Origin of the sequence: Variovorax sp. Varisp36 (assembly GCF_047304235.1) — a bacterium.
Lineage (GTDB): Bacteria > Pseudomonadota > Gammaproteobacteria > Burkholderiales > Burkholderiaceae_C > Variovorax.
Window position 1 is genome coordinate 186,364 of sequence record NZ_JBGLYU010000002.1, and the last position, 16,191, is coordinate 202,554.

Genomic DNA, 16,191 nt, shown 5'->3' on the forward strand with positions numbered 1-16,191 from the left:
TTTGTATTCGCTTGCCTGCCGTCTTCGGGCGGTGCCCTCAGGGCGACAGCTCCGAGATCTCGATCAGGTTCAGGTCGGGGTCGCGCACGTAGACCGAGCGGATGCGCGAGGTGGCGCCGGTGCGCATCACCGGCCCTTCAAGAATCGGCACGCCTTTCTCGCCGAGGCGGGTGATGACCTCGTCGAGCGGCGCGCTGGCGATGAAGCAGAGGTCCAGCGAGCCGGGCGTCGGCAACTGCGCCTTCGGCTCGAACTCGTGGCCCTTCACATGCAGGTTGATCTTCTGGTTGCCGAAGCGGAAGGCCTTGCGGCCGGCGCCGAAGCTCTCCAGCGCCATGCCCATCACGTCGACGTAGAAACGGATGCAGGCTTCCTCGTGCGCGGTGGTCAGTACGAGGTGGTCCAGGTGGTCGATCATGGTTGCAGCTCCTTCGGTGCGTGCCCGCGCTCCCTGGCGCGGGCCACGGTGTCGTTGAAATCGGGCGGCGGCGCATGGCGCGTCAGCCGGTGGCCCGCGCGCGAGACCTGGGCCGGCAGCTCGTGCTCTACCAGCGCCTCCAGCTCCGCTGCGGCGGCGACCAGGCCGGCGAGGTCCATGCCCGTGTCATAGCCCATGCATTGCAGCATGTGGACCACGTCCTCGGTCGCCACGTTGCCGGTCGCGCCCGGGGCGTAGGGGCAGCCGCCGATGCCGCCGAGCGACATGTCGAGCCGGCGGATGCCGGCTTCCACGGCGGCGACCGTGTTCACGAGGCCCATGCCGCGCGTGTTGTGGAAATGGGCCGTCCATTCCATTGCCGGGTGGCTCGCCATCACGGCTTCGCAGACCTGCCCCACCTGCGTGGGATAGGCCATGCCCGTCGTGTCGCAAAGCGTGACGCCCTGCACATCGAGCGCTGCGAAGCGATCGATCCAGCCCCGCACCGTCGCCAGCGGCACCTCGCCCTCCATAGGGCAGCCGAACACGCACGACAGCGACACGTTCACCGGCACACCGGCCTGCTTCGCCAGCGCGATGACGCCGGCCAGTTGCGCGAACGATTGCTCCCGCGCCATGCGCAGGTTGGCGAGGTTGTGCGTCTCGCTCACAGACATGACGATGTTGAACTCGTCGATGCGACTCTCCAGCGCACGCTCCGCCCCTCGCAGGTTGGGCACCAGCGCGGTGTAGACCACGCCGGGGCGACGGGCGACACGCTGCATCACCTCTTCGCCGTCGCGCAGCGCGGGAATCGCCTTCGCCGAAGTGAAGGACGTGACTTCGATCTTGGCGTAGCCCAATCCGCTCAGCCGGTCGACCAGCGCGATCTTGTCGTCCGTGGGAATGAAGCGGCTCTCCATCTGGAAGCCGTCGCGCGTGGCGACTTCGTTGATGAACAGCCGCTTGCCGTCGCCCGTCTTCATGCCACCACTCCTTCCGCGCGTCGCGCGGGCCATCCGGCGCCGAGCAGATCGCCGTCGTGCTCGCCAAGCCGAGGCGCGGGGTACGCGATGCGCCCCGGCGTGGCGCTGAGCTTGGGCACCACGCCCGGCACCTTGAGCGTGGAACCGTCGGAGCTCGGTGCCTCCACGATCATTCCGCGCGCCTGGTATTGCGGGTCGCTCGCGATGTCGGCCACCGTGTAGATGCGCCCGACCGGCACGCCCGCCGCGTCGAGCGCGGCCAGCACCTCGTCGCGGCTGCGCTGCAGCGTCCATGCCTCGATGGCGGCGTCGATCTCTTCCACGCGCAGCACGCGGCCGTCGTTGTGCACGAGCCCAGGGTCGTTCTCCAGGTCCTCGCGGCCAATAGCTCGCATCAGGCGGCGGAAGATGCTGTCGCCGTTGCCGGCCACCAGCACGTAGTGTCCGTCCCCGCAGCGGTAGGCATTGGTCGGCGCGATGCCGGGCAATGCGCTGCCGGCCCGCTCGCGCACGGCTCCGAAGGCGTCGTACTCGGGCAGCAGGCTTTCCATCACGTTGAACACCGACTCGTAGAGCGCCACGTCGATGAACTGCCCTTCGCCGCCGTGAGCCGTGCGATGGTGCAGCGCGGTCAGCACGCCGATCACCCCATGCAGCGCCGCCAGCGTATCGCCCAGCGATACTCCCACACGCACCGGCACCCGGCCCGGCTCGCCGCTCAGGTAGCGCAGCCCGCCCATCGATTCGCCGAGCACGCCGAAGCCGGGCTTGTCGCGGTAGGGGCCCGTCTGCCCGTAGCCAGAGATGCGCAGCATGATGAGCCGCGGGTTCAGCGCATGCAGCGTTTCCCAGCCCAGACCCCAGCCTTCGAGCGTGCCGGGCTTGAAGTTCTCGATCAGCACGTCGGCTTCGAGCGCCAGCGCGCGCACGGCCTCCTGTCCTTCGGCGCTGCGCAGGTCCAGGCACACCGAGCGCTTGTTGCGCGACTGGACTTCCCACCACGCGGAGGTGCCGTCGCGCAGCAGCCGCCACTTGCGCAGCGGATCGCCGACGCCGGCCGGCTCGACCTTGATCACATCGGCGCCGAACTCCGCCAGCGTCTTGCCGGCGAAGGGGCCGGCGATGAGCTGGCCGAGCTCCAGCACCTTCAGGCCTTCGAGTGCATTCATGTCCGCGTCCGTCTCCTTTGTTGGGCTGGCCCGACTCTAGGAACGGATCGCGGAACGTGGAATTGCTTTGGCAGCAGCGGTCCTTCGCGAAACGCGAAGGCCACCTGTGTTCTCCCTAGAATCCGCCGATGGCCAACCCCATCAACCCCGCTCGTGTCGATTTCGTGACGCTGCGCCTGTTCTGCGCCGTGGCCCAGTCCGGCAGCATCACCAAGGGCGCGGAAGCATGCCACCTTGCGCTTTCTGCCGCGAGCCGGCGGCTTTCGGACTTCGAGGCGGCGACGGGATCGAAACTTCTGGAGCGCAGCTCTCAAGGCATCGCGCTCACGCCGGCCGGCCATGTGGCAATGCAGCATGCGATGCGGCTCTTCCAGGGCTTCGAGCAGTTCAGCAACGAGCTCGGCGACTACTCGAGCGGCGTGCGCGGCCATGTGCGGCTGTGGGCCAACATGTCGGCGCTGACGGAGTTCCTGCCCACCACGCTCGCGACCTTTCTCGCGCAGCATCCCGACATCCGTGTGGAGGTCGAGGAGCAACTGAGCGGCGACATCGTGCGTGCGCTGGTCGATGGCCTTGCCGATGTCGGCGTGTTCGCGGAGAACACGCCCGCCTACGGCCTCGACGTGCAGACTTTCCAGACCGACGAGCTCGTGGTGCTGTGCGCGAAGCAGCATCCGCTGGCGCGAAGCCGCGTGAAACAGGCCGACTTCAAGACCTGTCTCGCGCACGAGTTCGTCGGCCTGAACCGCAGCAGCTCGTTGCTCGAACTCACCTCGCGCGCGGCCGAGCAGGCAGGCATTCCGATGCGCCTGCGCGTACAGGTGCGCAGCTTCGACGCGATGTGCCACATGATCGCGGCCAACCTCGGCATCGGCGTGGTGCCGCTGGCGGCGTGCAAGGCGCAGGTGGAGGCGCTCGATCTGAAGGTCGTGCGGCTCAAGGATGCATGGGCCACCCGGCGGTTGCTGATGGCGACGAAGACGGGTGCCGATCTCTCCCCCGCGGCCCTCTTGCTGGTCGGGCAACTCCTGAAACAGGCCAGCGCATGACGATGTCTACATTCATTCTGCTCGGCGCTTGCGCCCTCCTGCTCGCAATCAATGCCTACATGGCGCGGCGCATTCGCGCGATCGAAGATATCCCGCTGCGGAAGAACATGCTGCTCGTGGCTGTCTGGCGTGACTTCGGTGGCGACAGGGCCGCACCCTTTGCAGCAGCCCTACTTCGCCTCCTCGGCTTCCAGCACGGCCCATTCCGCGTCGGTGAAGAGCCGCGAGCGCGTCAGGAAGCGCACGCCCTCGGGGCCTTCCAGCGAGAACATGCCGCCGCGCCCCGGCACCACGTCGATGATGAGTTGCGTGTGCTGCCAATACTCGAACTGCGGCCCGCTGATGTAGAACGGCATGCCGCCGATGTGCCCCAGCAGCCGGTCGTAGTCGCCCACGATGAACTCGCCCTGGGCATAGCACATGGGCGCGCTGCCGTCGCAGCAGCCGCCCGACTGATGGAACATCAGCGGGCCGTGCTTTGCGGCGAGCCTGTCGATCAGCGCGAGCGCGGCATCGGTCGCGGTGACGCGCAGGACGTCGCCGGTGGAGCTCATCAGAAGAAGCCCAGCTTGTTCTCGCTGTAGCTCACCAGCAGGTTCTTGGTCTGCTGGTAGTGGTCGAGCATCATCTTGTGATTCTCCCGGCCAATGCCCGATTGCTTGTAGCCGCCGAAGGCCGCGTGCGCCGGGTAGTGGTGGTAGCAGTTGGTCCACACGCGGCCGGCCTGGATGCCGCGGCCCATGCGGAAGGCGCGGTTCATGTCGCGGCTCCACACGCCGGCGCCCAGGCCGTAGAGGGTGTCGTTGGCGATGGAAAGCGCCTCTTCCTCGTCTTTGAAAGTGGTGACCGACACCACCGGGCCGAAGATCTCCTCCTGAAAGATGCGCATCTTGTTGTGGCCCCGGAACACGGTCGGCTTCACGTAGTAGCCGTCGGCCAGGTCGCCCTCGAACCGCTGGCGCTCGCCGCCGATCAGCACCTTCGCCCCCTCCTGCCTGCCGATGTCGAGGTACGACAGGATCTTCTCTAGCTGCTCGCCGGAGGCCTGCGCGCCGATCATGGTGGCCATGTCGAGCGGGCTGCCCTGCTTGATGGCTGCCACTCGCTTCAGCGCACGCTCCATGAAGCGGTCGTAGATCGACTCCTGGATGAGCGCGCGCGACGGGCAGGTGCAGACCTCGCCCTGGTTCAGCGCGAACATTGCGAAGCCCTCGAGCGCCTTGTCGAAGAAGGCGTCGTCCTTGTCCATCACGTCGGCGAAGAAGATGTTGGGCGACTTGCCGCCCAGCTCCAGCGTGACCGGAATCAGGTTCTGGCTCGCGTACTGCGAGATCAGCCGGCCGGTGGTGGTCTCGCCGGTGAAGGCGATCTTGCCGATGCGGTTGCTCGACGCGAGCGGCTTTCCCGCCTCCACGCCGAAGCCGTTGACCACGTTCAACACGCCCGGCGGCAGCAGGTCGCCGATGAGCTCCAGCAGCACGAGGATCGACACCGGCGTCTGCTCGGCCGGCTTCAGCACCACGCAGTTGCCGGCCGCCAGCGCGGGCGCCAGCTTCCACACGGCCATCAGGATCGGGAAGTTCCACGGAATGATCTGGCCGACCACGCCGATGGGCTCATGGAAGTGGTAGGCGAAGGTTTCGTGATCGATCTCGCTGATGCCGCCTTCCTGCGAGCGCACACACGAGGCGAAGTAGCGGAAGTGGTCGATGGCCAGCGGCAGGTCGGCCGCGGTGGTTTCGCGGATGGGCTTGCCGTTGTCCCAGGTCTCCGCTGCCGCCAGGATGGGCAGGTTCTCCTGCATGCGGTCGGCAATCCTGTTGAGGATGTTGGCGCGCTCGGTGGTCGAGGTGCGGCCCCAGGGGCCCTTGGCCTTGTGCGCGGCGTCGAGCGCACGTTCGATGTCGGCCGCGGTAGAGCGCGGCACTTCGCAGAAGACCTTGCCGGTGACGGGCGTGATGTTCTCGAAATACTGGTTGTCCGCCGGCGCGACCCATTCGCCGCCGATGTAGTTGCCGTAACGCTTCTTGAACGGCACCGCGGTGCCGAATTTGCCCGGTTCGAGCATGTCCATGACTTGTCTCCATTTGCTGCTGGCGGCGCCGCGACATGCGGCGACCTGCTTGAGCAATCGCAAGCCGCGTACCCGGCCGGATCGGTACATTCCCTGGGTACTTCCTCCTGGGCATCGCATGCCGCAGGGGGTTTTCATTCGCAATATGCGACATGTCCGCGCGAACATGGCGACTAGGATGTCGCACAAGGCGAAAACCTCTCGGAGACACGCATGAGCGCAGCGCAGTTGCCGTCGATCAAAGTGGCGCAGGCCCGCGAACTGTTCTTTGGACAAGGCTGCGATCCCGCGCCGTGGATCGCCCCGCACATCTCGCGCTCCTGGCAGCGCTGCCGACCGGTCGGCCACCAGGCCACGGACCCCGAGCCGATGGCGCTGGCCCTGCTGCGCGAACGGCGCGAGCAGGCCATGCGGCTGCTGAACTGCGCGCAGCCCGAGCTCGACGGCCTGGCCGAGCATGCGGTCGGCAACGGCTGCGTGGTGATCCTGTCGGATGCCAGCGGCCTGATCCTCGAGGAGGTCGGCAGCGCCGACTTCCTGCCCAAGGCCGAGCGCATCGCGCTGCAGCCCGGCGTGGAATGGTCGGAGCGCAACCGGGGCACCAACGCCATCGGCACGGCGCTGGCGGAGCGCGAGGCGCTGATGGTGCTGGGCGCCGAGCACTACCTGGCGCAGAACGGAACGCTCGGATGCGCGGCAGCGCCCATCTTCACCGGGCGCGGCGAACTGGCGGGCGCGCTCGACATCTCGGGCGAGACGGTGCGCGTGAACACGCATGCGCTCGGCCTGGTGCGCATGGCGGCGCAGCAGGTCGAGCACCGCATGATGCTGGCCGAGGCCAACGGCCACGTACTGCGCTTCCATGCGCGCCCGGCGCTGATCGGCACTGCGCGCGAAGGGCTGATGGTGATCGAGGGCAGGCGCATCGTCGCGGCGAACCGGGTGGCGCTCGAGCTGTTCGGGCGCTCGTGGGACGGTCTTCTCGAACTGGACGCCGAGGCCTTTCTCGGCGCGAACTGGCCGCGCATGGAACACCGGCGCAGCCTGCTGACGCTGCCGGGCGGCCGGCAGATCGCGACGGTGATGGAGCGTTCGCATGCGGCCGGCGGTTCGCGCACGCCCACGCGGCGCGCGGTGGCCGAGCCCGAAACCGACGATGTGCAGCCTCTGCTGCACAAGGCCGTGCGGGTGCTGAACGAAGGCGTCTCCGTGCTGGTCAACGGCGAGACCGGCAGCGGCAAGGAGGTTTTCTCGCGCCGGCTGCACGCCGCGAGCCGCCGCAGCACGGGCCCCTTCGTGGCGGTGGACTGCGCCTCGCTGCCCGAGACGCTGATCGAGTCCGAACTGTTCGGCTACGAGGAAGGCGCCTTCACCGGCGCGAAGCGCAAGGGCATGGGGGGCCGCATCCGCGAAGCGCATGGCGGGGTGCTGTTCCTCGACGAGATCGCGGAGATCCCGCTGGCCCTGCAGACGCGCCTGCTGCGCGTGCTGGAGGAGCGCGTGGTCACGCCGCTGGGCGGCGGCCAGGGGGTGGCGGTGGACTTCGACCTGGTCTGCGCCACGCACGGCAACCTGCCGGCGCTGGTGGAGGCCGGACGCTTCCGCGCCGACCTGATGTATCGCGTGGCGGGGTTCACCGTCGCCCTGCCTCCCTTGAGCCGGCGCGACGACCGGCACGCGCTGATCGCGCGGCTGTTTCTTGAAGCGGGCGGCGCGGCCAAGCACTTGCAGCTGGAAAACGACGCACTCGAAGTGCTGGCCGCCTACCGCTGGCCGGGCAACGTGCGCGAGCTGCGCAGCACGCTGCGCGCCATCGTGGCACTGGCCGATACGGGCGACTCGGTGACGGCGAGCGCATTGCCCGCGCACCTGCTGGGCGCGCAGCCTACCGTCTTGCCCGACGACCCGCTCGAGTGCGCCCCTGCGCATGCCGAGCCGCTGCAGGCCATCACACGCCACGCCATCGACGAGGCGTTGAAGGCCTGCGAGCACGACGTGGCGAAGGCCGCGCGCCGCCTCGGCGTTCACCGCAGCACCATCTACCGCCATCTCGCGCGCCAGCGCGGCAAGCCTTCCGGGCACTGACAGGGCGGCCGGCGGAGGCCGCCCGCACAACCAAAGACTGACTTGCCCCGCCATGCCGCAGCGGCCAGACTTTGCGCATGGCCTCGCCCTCGCATTCATGACCACCAGAAAAAAGGCACAGCGCCTCTCGGCCGTCCCTTCCACCTTGCGGATCCCCCTCGCTGCGCGGGCCTCGGGCGACGCCATCTTTCCGCAGATGGCCGTGCGGGACGCCTATGCCGCCGGCATCCTGGAGCAGATCCGCGACGACGGCAGCGCGCTGCCGGAAGACCGGGCAACCATCTACGGCATCCTCTCGCGCACGCGGCGCTTCCGCAGCCTGGCCCAGGACTTCCTCAAGGAGCACCCCGGAGCACGCGTGGTGAACATGGGCTGCGGCCTGAGCCATTACTTCCAGTGGCTGGACGACGGCAAGTCCCGCATGACCGACGCCGACCTGCCCGAAGTGCTCGAACTGCGCCGCGAGTTGATCCCCGAAGCCAACGAACGCCACGACCTGCGCGAACTCGACCTGACCACGCCCGGCTGGTGGGAGCAACTGGGCCTGCCGCGCAGGCGCAATGCGCGGCCGGTGTTCCTGTTCACCGAAGGCGTGCTGATGTACCTGAAGCCCGAGCAGGTGCAGGCGGTGCTCGCCACCTTCGGCGAACGCGCGCCTGCGGGCTCGATGCTGGTCTTCGACGCCCTGTGCTGGCTCGCGGTGGGCCACGCGAAGCAGCACCCTTCGGTGCGCGCGACCGGCGCGGAGTTCCACTGGGGCATCCATCGGCCGGCCGAGCTGACGCAACCCCATCCGCGCCTGCAGCTGGCCGCCACCTACGGCGTGCTGGAAGGCGCCGGCCTGCCCTACACGCTGTTCGCGCCGATGGTGATGCTGTTCCTGGGCGTACCGCTGTATGCGCTCTACGCGTTGAAGGCGGAGAACGAGGCCGATACATAAACGCACAATTTCGTGAATTGCCGGCTTTGTCCGGCCCGGCTTGCGCTGGATGGCTGACGCGGTTCGATCCCGCGCCGGGCCAAGCTCGCCGGTGTTCCCATTCGCGGAAAATGCGCTGTCGTTTCCGCCGCTTTCCCTTCTTCCCCCAAAGATTCGCAACCCTCAAGAACCACATGCTTGATCGCCGATCCTTCCTTGCCGCCGGCGGAGCCGCTGCCGCACTCGCCGCCCTCGGACTGCCCGAAGAGGCGCTTGCCGCCAACGGACTGCAACTGAGCCAGCCCGCTCCCTTCTCCTTCGACGCGCTGGTCGCACAAGCGAAGTCGCTCGCCGCAAGGCCCTATGCGGCCGCGGCGCCGCTGGCCCCCGAGGTGCTCGATCGCATCGACTACGACGCGCACGGCAAGATCAAGTTCGACGTCGCCAACGCCCTGTTCCGCGACGGGCCCGGCGCGTTCCCGGTCACCTTCTTCCACCTCGGCCGCTTCTTCCAGACGCCGGTGCGCATGCACGTGCTCGAGAACACCGACGGCGATGCGTTCGCCCGCGAGGTGCTCTACAGCCCCACCTACTTCTCAATGCCGCCCGACAGCCCCGCGCGCGCGCTGCCGCCGGGCGCGGGCTTCGCGGGCTTTCGCCTGCAGGAGAGCCGGCTGGGCGACCAGGCCAAGCTCGACTGGCAGAAGAACGACTGGGTCGCGTTCCTCGGCGCCTCGTACTTCCGCGCCATCGGCGAGCTCTACCAGTACGGGCTGTCGGCGCGCGGCATTGCGCTCGACGTGGCGGTGCCCGACAAGCCCGAGGAATTCCCGAGCTTCACGCGCTTCTACTTCGAGACGCCGGCCGCGAACAACACCACCTCGATGACGGTCTACGCGCTGCTCGAAGGACCGAGCGTGACGGGCGTGTTCAAGTTCGTCATGCAGCGCACCAAGGCCGTGATCATGGACATCGACGCGCGCATGTTCCTGCGCCGCGACGTGTCGCGCCTGGGCCTGGTGCCGCTCACGTCGATGTACTGGTACTCGGAAACCATCAAGCCCACGGCCATCGACTGGCGCCCCGAGGTGCACGACTCCGACGGCCTCGCGATCTGGAACGGCGCGGGCGAGCGCATCTGGCGCCCGCTCAACAACCCGACGCAGACGCGCGCATCCGCGTTCGCGGACACCAGGCCGCGTGGCTTCGGCCTGCTGCAGCGCGACCGCGCGTTCGACCACTACCAGGACGGCGTGGGCTACGAGAAGCGCCCGAGCCTGTGGATCGAGCCACTGGGCGACTGGGGCGAAGGCTCGGTACAGCTCATCGAGATTCCGACCGACGACGAGATCCACGACAACGTCGTCGCCTTCTGGGTGCCGAAGGCCGATGCCAAGGCGGGCGCGAGCTACAGCCTGCAGTACCGGCTGCACTGGACTGACCAGGAGCCGTTTCCGTCGCCGCTCGCGCGCTGCGTGGCCACGCGCATCGGCCGCGGCGGACAGCCGGGCCAGCCGCGACCGCAGGGCGTGCGCAAGTTCATGGTCGAGTTCGTCGGCCAACCGTTGACCACCGTGCCCTTCGGCGTGAAGCCCGAGGTGGTGCTGACGGCGGCGCGCGGCAAGTTCTCGTACATCTTCGCCGAGGCCGTGCCCAACGGCGTGCCGGGCCACTGGCGCGCGCAGTTCGACTTCACGCCCGAAGGCAACGAGCCGGTCGACATGCGGCTCTACCTGAAGACGGGGGACAAGACGCTTACGGAAACCTGGCTGTATCAGTACCAGCCGGGAGTCTGACTGCGGGCGGGGCTGCAGCCTGAAATCAGCGCTTGGTAACCGACACCAGTTCCACTTCGAAATTGAGCGTGGCGTTCGGCGGAATCACGCCGCCCGCGCCGCGCGAACCGTAGGCAATCGACGGCGGGCAGGTCAGCTTGGCCTTGCCACCCGGCTTCATCTTCTGCACGCCTTCGGTCCAGCACGGGATCACGCCGTTGAGCGGGAACTCGGTGGGCTCACCGCGCTTGTAGGAGCTGTCGAATTCCTTGCCGGTATCGGGGAAGGTGCCGCGGTAGTGCACCTTGACCGTGTCGGTCGCGGCAGGCGAGGCACCGGTGCCTTCCTTGAGCGACTGGTAGACCAGGCCGCTGGGCGTGGTCACCGGCGCGGATTGCGCAAAGGCGGCGGGAGCGGCGAGAACGGACACGATTGCGGCGCAGAGAAGAGACTTCACGAAAGACCTCGGAGGTTGAAAGTCGTCGATTATGGCCAGCGGCCGGCCAGGCCTGTAAGGGGATATTCGGGACCGATGCGCGTGTTGGAACAGCCCTTGCTTTGCGGAATGTGCACTGTCAACATCCACGAAGAGAGGAAGCCGCATGAACTCCACCGCAGCCGCCAGCACGGGCACGACGCCCGCCCATTCAGGCACCGGTCATCTCAAGAAAGTGCTCGGTCCCGTCCAGCTCTGGGGCATCGCGGTGGGCCTCGTCATCTCGGGTGAGTACTTTGGTTGGAGCTACGGCTGGAACACGGCCGGCACACTCGGCTTCCTCGTCGCCACGGTGCTGGTGGCCACGATGTACACCACCTTCATCTTCAGCTTCACCGAGCTCTCCACCGCCATTCCGCATGCGGGCGGGCCCTTCGCCTATGCGCGGCGCGCCTTCGGTCCGAACGGTGGTTTCGTCGCGGGCTTTGCCACGCTGATCGAATTCGTCTTCGCGCCGCCGGCCATCGCGCTGGCCATCGGTGCGTATCTCAACGTGCAGTTCCCGGGCATCAACCCGAAGTGGTTCGCGCTGGGCGCGTACGTGATCTTCATCGGGCTCAACTGGATCGGCGTGGGCATCGCGGCGGCCTTCGAGCTGTTCGTCACCATCCTGGCCATCGTCGAGCTGCTGGTGTTCATGGGCGTGGTCACGCCGGGCTGGACCATGGCCAACTTCGTGGCCAACGGCTGGGCCGGCGGCAGCGTGCTCAACGGCGCGGCCATCTCGGGCATCTTCGCCTCCATTCCGTTCGCGATCTGGTTCTTCCTCGCCATCGAGGGCGCGGCCATGGCGGCCGAGGAGGCGCGCGATCCGCACCGCACCATTCCCATCGCGTACACCACGGGCATCGTCACGCTGGTGGTGCTGGCCTTCGGCGTGATGATCTTCGCGGGCGGCGTGGGCGACTGGCGCAAGCTCGCCAACATCAACGATCCGCTGCCACAGGCCATGAAGGCGGTGGTGGGCGACAACAGCGGCTGGCTGCACATGCTGGTGTGGATCGGGCTGTTCGGGCTGATCGCCTCGTTCCACGGAATCATCATGGGCTACTCGCGCCAGATCTTCGCGCTGGCGCGCGCGGGGTACCTGCCGCGCTACTTCGCCGGGCTGAGCCCGCGCTTCGACACGCCGCACCGCGCGCTGCTGGCCGGCGGCGTGATCGGCGTGGTCGCGATCTTCAGCGACGAGTGGGTGCAGTTCGGCGGCCAGACGCTCACCGCTAACATCGTGACCATGGCCGTGCTCGGCGCCATCGTGATGTACCTGATCTCGATGGCAGCGCTGTTCAAGCTGCGCCGCACCGAGCCCAACCTGCTGCGCACCTACCGCGCGCCCTTCTATCCCGTGTTCCCGGCCATTGCGCTTGGGCTCGGCGTCGTGTGCCTGGGCGCAATGGTGTGGTTCAACGGCATGCTCACGCTGCTGTTCATCGTGCTGATGGCAGCGGCGTACGGCTACTTCCTGCTGACCTCGGCGCAGCGCAAGGCGGCCGCGCCCGACGAGATGCTGTCTTCCTCGAAGACCGCCGCCTGACAGATGCTGTACCGCACCACCATCGACAGCCATGTCTTCGCCTTCGACGACTTGCGGCAGGTCATGGCCTTCGCGAGCCCGGCGCGTTCGGGCGACTACCTCGCGGGCATCGGCGCGGCCACCGCGCAGCAGCGCATGGCCGCGCGCCACGTGCTGGCCGAGACGCCGCTCAGGCAGTTCCTGACCGAAGCATTGATTCCATACGAGAGCGACAACATCACGCGCCTCATCATCGACGGCCACGACGCGCAGGCGTTCGCGCCGGTCGCGCATCTCACGGTCGGCGACTTGCGCAACTGGCTGCTGTCCGAAGCGGCCACCACCGCCACGCTCACCGCGCTGGCACCGGGCCTCACGCCCGAGATGGTCGCGGCCGTGTCCAAGCTCATGCGCAACCAGGACCTGGTATCGGTCGCGAAGAAATGCAGCGTGGTCACGCGCTTTCGCGACACCATCGGGCTGCCCGGCCACTTGGCTGTGCGGCTGCAGCCCAACCACCCGACCGACGACCTGCGCGGCGTGGCGGCCTCCACGCTCGACGGGCTGCTCTACGGCGCGGGCGATGCGGTGATCGGCCTCAACCCCGCTTCCGACAGCATGCCCGTGCTGGGCCAGTTGCTTCGCATGCTCGACGAGGTGATCCAGCGCTTCGAGATTCCCACGCAAAGCTGCGTGCTCACGCACGTGACCAACACGCTCAAGCTTGCCGAGGCTGGCGCGCCGGTGGACCTGGTGTTCCAGTCGATCGCGGGCACCGAGAAGGCCAACCTCTCGTTCGGCGTGACGCCCGAGTTGCTCGACGAGGCCTATGCCGCGGCGCTGTCGCTCAAGCGCGGCACCATCGGCGACAACGTCATGTACTTCGAGACCGGCCAGGGCAGCGCGCTCTCGGCCAATGCCAACTTCGGTGTCGACCAGCAGACCTGCGAGGCGCGCGCCTATGCGCTGGCGCGGCGCTACAAGCCCTTCCTCATCAACACGGTAGTCGGCTTCATCGGGCCGGAGTACCTGTACGACGGCAAGCAGATCATCCGCGCCGGGCTCGAGGACCACTTCTGCGGCAAACTGCTGGGCCTGCCCATCGGCTGCGACATCTGCTACACCAACCACGCCGAGGCCGACCAGGACGACATGGACACGCTGCTCGTGCTGCTGGGCACGGCGGGCATCAACTTCATCATGGGCATCCCGGGCGCGGACGACGTGATGCTCAACTACCAGAGCACCTCCTTCCACGACGCGCTCTTCCTGCGCGAAACGCTGGGCCTGAAGCGCGCGCCCGAATTCGAGGCCTGGCTGCAGCGCATGCAGATCACCAACGCGGCCGGGCAACTGGCGCCGCCTGCTGCCAACCGGCTGCTGGCCGACATGAGCGGGCTGTCCGCGCTCGCGTCATGAGCGATTCACCGGTCACACCCAACCCCTGGGCGCAATGGCGCTCGGCCACGCCCGCGCGGCTGGCGCTGGGCCGCGCCGGCGCAGGCATGCCGACCGACGAGACGCTGCGCTTTGGCTGGGCACATGCGATGGCACGCGATGCCATCCATGCCGCGCTCGACGTCGATGCGCTCGAAGCCGCCTTGCGATCGCAGCACTGGGAGGTGGCGCGCGCACGCAGCCGTGCAGCGGACCGCACCGAATACCTGCGCCGCCCCGACCTCGGCCGGCAGCTCGACGAGGACGACGCCACGCGCCTGCTCGTCGACGGCCGCTACGGCTGCGATGTCTGCGTCGTGATCGGCGACGGGCTCTCCTCGCTCGCCGTCGCCCGCCATGCGGCGCCGCTGCTGGCCGCATTGCGCTCGCACCTGCCGCCCGACACCAGCTTCGCCCCGGTGGTCATCGCCACGCAGGCACGCGTGGCGCTGGCCGACGAGGTGGGCGAGCTGTTCGGCGCGGCGCTCTCGGTCATGCTGATCGGCGAGCGCCCCGGCCTGAGCTCGCCCGACAGCCTCGGCATCTACCTCACGCATTCGCCCAAGCGCGGCCGGCACGATGCCGAGCGCAACTGCATCTCCAATGTGCGGCCCGAAGGCCTGTCCTATGAAACCGCCGCGTTCAAGCTGGCATGGCTGATGCGCGAATCCCTGCGCCGCGGGCTGACCGGCGTCGGGCTCAAGGACGAGAGCGATCTCGCAGTGCTGAAGCAACCCGGTGCGGTGAGGCCGGGGCTGCCCGGCTAGACGCCTTCCAATTCCCGGCGTGTCGAAGCTGGCGTGGAGATCGGCGGGCCGCGGCGAGCGTCGAGGCGGCAGGAGGCAAGCGTGAGCTCATGCGGTGGGCTGGCACGGCTGATGCGTAAGTCGACGCGGAAGTGTCACCAGCGCCGCATACGCTTGGTGCTTCCCATCCACACCGCACAACAACAGGGAACGCATGCAACGCCGCCTCATTCTCCTTACCCCCCTCGCCACCGCGCTCGTCGCCACCGGCTGCGCCAGCCTCTCGCCCGCCAAGGGCTTGTCGCCCGGCCACTGGGACGCCTTCAACCGCGCGCAGATCGAAGGCCTGATCGCCGGCCTCGGCAAGGACAGCCCCGGCTACAACGCCGCCAGGCCGCCCTACGTCGTCTTCGACTGGGACAACACCAGCGTCTTCCTCGACATCGAGGAAGCCTCGCTGATCTACCAGCTCGAGAACCTGGTGTTCGGCGCCACGCCCGCGCAGCTCGAGGTGGCATTGCGCAAGAACATTCCGAAGAAAGACTTCCTCCCGCCGTTCAACAACGCGGCCGGCGGGTCGGTCAACATCGACCTGGTGGTGCCCGACATCGTGGCCAGCTACACCTGGCTCTATCAGAACTATGCCGGCCTCAAGGGCAGCCAGCCGCTGGCGGCCGTGAAGCTGAACCCGCACTACATCGCGTTCACCACCAAGGTGCGCTATCTCTACGAAGCCATCGGCGACACCTTTGACCACGACACGGCCTACCCGTGGGTGACCTACCTCTTCGCCGGCATGACCGAGGCGCAGGTGCGCAAGCTCACGGCCGACACGGTGGCATGGCAGCTGAAGGAGCCGATCGTCAAGGTCAAGTGGACGTCGCCCGCAGCCCTGCCGGGCCGCGCCGGCGTGGTGTCGGTGAGCTGGAAGAACGGCCTGCGGCTGCAACCCGAGATACAGGCGCTGTACGCCGCCTTCCGCAACGCGGGCTTCGACGTGTGGGTGTGCTCGGCGTCGTTCGTCGATGTCATCAAGGAAATCTCGTCGAACCCCGCCTTCGGCTACAACAACCCGCCCGAGCGCGTGCTCGCGATGGAACTGGAGCGCGATGCCAATGGCGTGATCCAGCCCGAGTTCCGCCGCGGCTACGACCAGACGCAGGGCCCGGGCAAGACGAAGAACATCCAGCGCTTCCTCGTCGCCAAGTACGGCTACGGCCCGAGCTTCGTGGCCGGCGACAGCGAAGGCGACCAGAACATGATGGCCGACTTCGCCGACACGAAGAAGGTGCTGATCGTGAACCGCCTGCGCGACCCGAAGACCGACATCGGCAAGTTCTCGGCGATGGCGGTGCAGAACTACGGCAAGGCCGACACGCGCTATCTGCTGCAGGGGCGCAACGACAACACCGGCGAGTGGGTGCCGTCGCAATTGCACACGCCGCTGGGTGCGACGCAGGGCAAGGCACTCAAGTAGGAGAAGGAGCGGTTCCACGTCTGCGGTGCGGCTTGCCTATGATGGCT

The 16,191-nt window shown here is 67.8% G+C and carries 14 protein-coding genes; 8 read left to right on the forward strand and 6 right to left on the reverse strand.

All coding sequences use genetic code 11. From position 1 onward, the window contains the following. Window positions 1-37: 37 nt before the first annotated feature. Genes ACCD11_RS02620 through ACCD11_RS02630 form a run of 3 tightly spaced genes read right to left on the reverse strand, consistent with a single transcriptional unit; the run spans window position 38 to window position 2,573 of the window. Complete coding sequence (locus tag ACCD11_RS02620; RefSeq protein WP_413312182.1) at window positions 38-418, reverse strand: VOC family protein; 381 nt, start codon at window positions 416-418, stop codon at window positions 38-40. Beyond that, window positions 415-1,404, reverse strand: coding sequence for a hydroxymethylglutaryl-CoA lyase (locus ACCD11_RS02625; RefSeq protein ID WP_413312183.1), 990 nt, complete (start codon window positions 1,402-1,404; stop codon window positions 415-417). The genes ACCD11_RS02620 and ACCD11_RS02625 overlap by 4 nt, the downstream gene beginning before the upstream one ends. Further along, complete coding sequence (locus ACCD11_RS02630; protein WP_413312184.1) at window positions 1,401-2,573, reverse strand: CaiB/BaiF CoA transferase family protein; 1,173 nt, start codon at window positions 2,571-2,573, stop codon at window positions 1,401-1,403. The genes ACCD11_RS02625 and ACCD11_RS02630 overlap by 4 nt, the downstream gene beginning before the upstream one ends. A gap of 128 nt (window positions 2,574-2,701) precedes the next feature. Between ACCD11_RS02630 and ACCD11_RS02635 the strand changes: the two genes are divergently transcribed. After that, a complete protein-coding gene (locus tag ACCD11_RS02635; protein WP_413312186.1) occupies window positions 2,702-3,622 on the forward strand; it encodes a LysR substrate-binding domain-containing protein in 921 nt (306 codons plus the stop codon). 170 nt (window positions 3,623-3,792) lie between these two features. Here the strand turns inward: ACCD11_RS02635 and ACCD11_RS02640 are convergent, their stop codons facing one another. Continuing rightward, window positions 3,793-4,176, reverse strand: coding sequence for a DUF779 domain-containing protein (locus ACCD11_RS02640; RefSeq protein ID WP_413312188.1), 384 nt, complete (start codon window positions 4,174-4,176; stop codon window positions 3,793-3,795). After that, window positions 4,176-5,696, reverse strand: a complete 1,521-nt coding sequence (gene adh, locus ACCD11_RS02645; protein ID WP_413312189.1) for an aldehyde dehydrogenase — start codon at window positions 5,694-5,696, stop codon at window positions 4,176-4,178. Before adh ends, ACCD11_RS02640 begins: the two co-directional genes overlap by 1 nt. A gap of 213 nt (window positions 5,697-5,909) precedes the next feature. Here adh and ACCD11_RS02650 point away from each other — a divergent pair, with 213 nt between their 5' ends. The 3 genes from ACCD11_RS02650 to ACCD11_RS02660 all read left to right on the forward strand — a co-directional run bounded on the left by ACCD11_RS02650 (window position 5,910) and on the right by ACCD11_RS02660 (window position 10,496). Continuing rightward, the gene (locus ACCD11_RS02650; protein ID WP_413312190.1) at window positions 5,910-7,781 is read left to right on the forward strand and encodes a sigma-54-dependent Fis family transcriptional regulator; all 1,872 of its coding nucleotides are present in this window, start codon (window positions 5,910-5,912) and stop codon (window positions 7,779-7,781) included. Window positions 7,782-7,878: 97 nt separating this feature from the next. Continuing rightward, window positions 7,879-8,721 (forward strand): class I SAM-dependent methyltransferase, encoded by an 843-nt coding sequence (locus tag ACCD11_RS02655; RefSeq protein WP_413312191.1) that lies wholly within the window; start codon window positions 7,879-7,881, stop codon window positions 8,719-8,721. Window positions 8,722-8,894: 173 nt separating this feature from the next. After that, window positions 8,895-10,496, forward strand: coding sequence for a glucan biosynthesis protein (locus tag ACCD11_RS02660; protein WP_413312193.1), 1,602 nt, complete (start codon window positions 8,895-8,897; stop codon window positions 10,494-10,496). 25 nt (window positions 10,497-10,521) lie between these two features. On the opposite strand, the gene ACCD11_RS02665 is transcribed toward ACCD11_RS02660, so the two are convergent. Next, window positions 10,522-10,932 (reverse strand): FKBP-type peptidyl-prolyl cis-trans isomerase, encoded by a 411-nt coding sequence (locus ACCD11_RS02665; protein ID WP_413312194.1) that lies wholly within the window; start codon window positions 10,930-10,932, stop codon window positions 10,522-10,524. A gap of 145 nt (window positions 10,933-11,077) precedes the next feature. On the opposite strand from ACCD11_RS02665, the gene eat reads away from it, so the two are divergent. The 4 genes from eat (at window position 11,078) to ACCD11_RS02685 (ending at window position 16,144) form a co-directional block, all read left to right on the forward strand. Then, the gene (gene eat, locus ACCD11_RS02670; protein ID WP_413312196.1) at window positions 11,078-12,505 is read left to right on the forward strand and encodes an ethanolamine permease; all 1,428 of its coding nucleotides are present in this window, start codon (window positions 11,078-11,080) and stop codon (window positions 12,503-12,505) included. 3 nt (window positions 12,506-12,508) lie between these two features. Next, window positions 12,509-13,903 carry an ethanolamine ammonia-lyase subunit EutB gene (locus ACCD11_RS02675; protein ID WP_007834491.1) on the forward strand — a complete coding sequence of 465 codons (1,395 nt, stop codon included), beginning with the start codon at window positions 12,509-12,511 and terminating at the stop codon, window positions 13,901-13,903. Continuing rightward, entirely contained in the window at window positions 13,900-14,688 is a 789-nt protein-coding gene (gene eutC, locus ACCD11_RS02680; RefSeq protein WP_413312197.1) for an ethanolamine ammonia-lyase subunit EutC, read from the forward strand. The genes ACCD11_RS02675 and eutC overlap by 4 nt, the downstream gene beginning before the upstream one ends. 193 nt (window positions 14,689-14,881) lie before the next feature. Then, entirely contained in the window at window positions 14,882-16,144 is a 1,263-nt protein-coding gene (locus ACCD11_RS02685; RefSeq protein ID WP_413312199.1) for a haloacid dehalogenase-like hydrolase, read from the forward strand. Window positions 16,145-16,191: the final 47 nt, after the last annotated feature.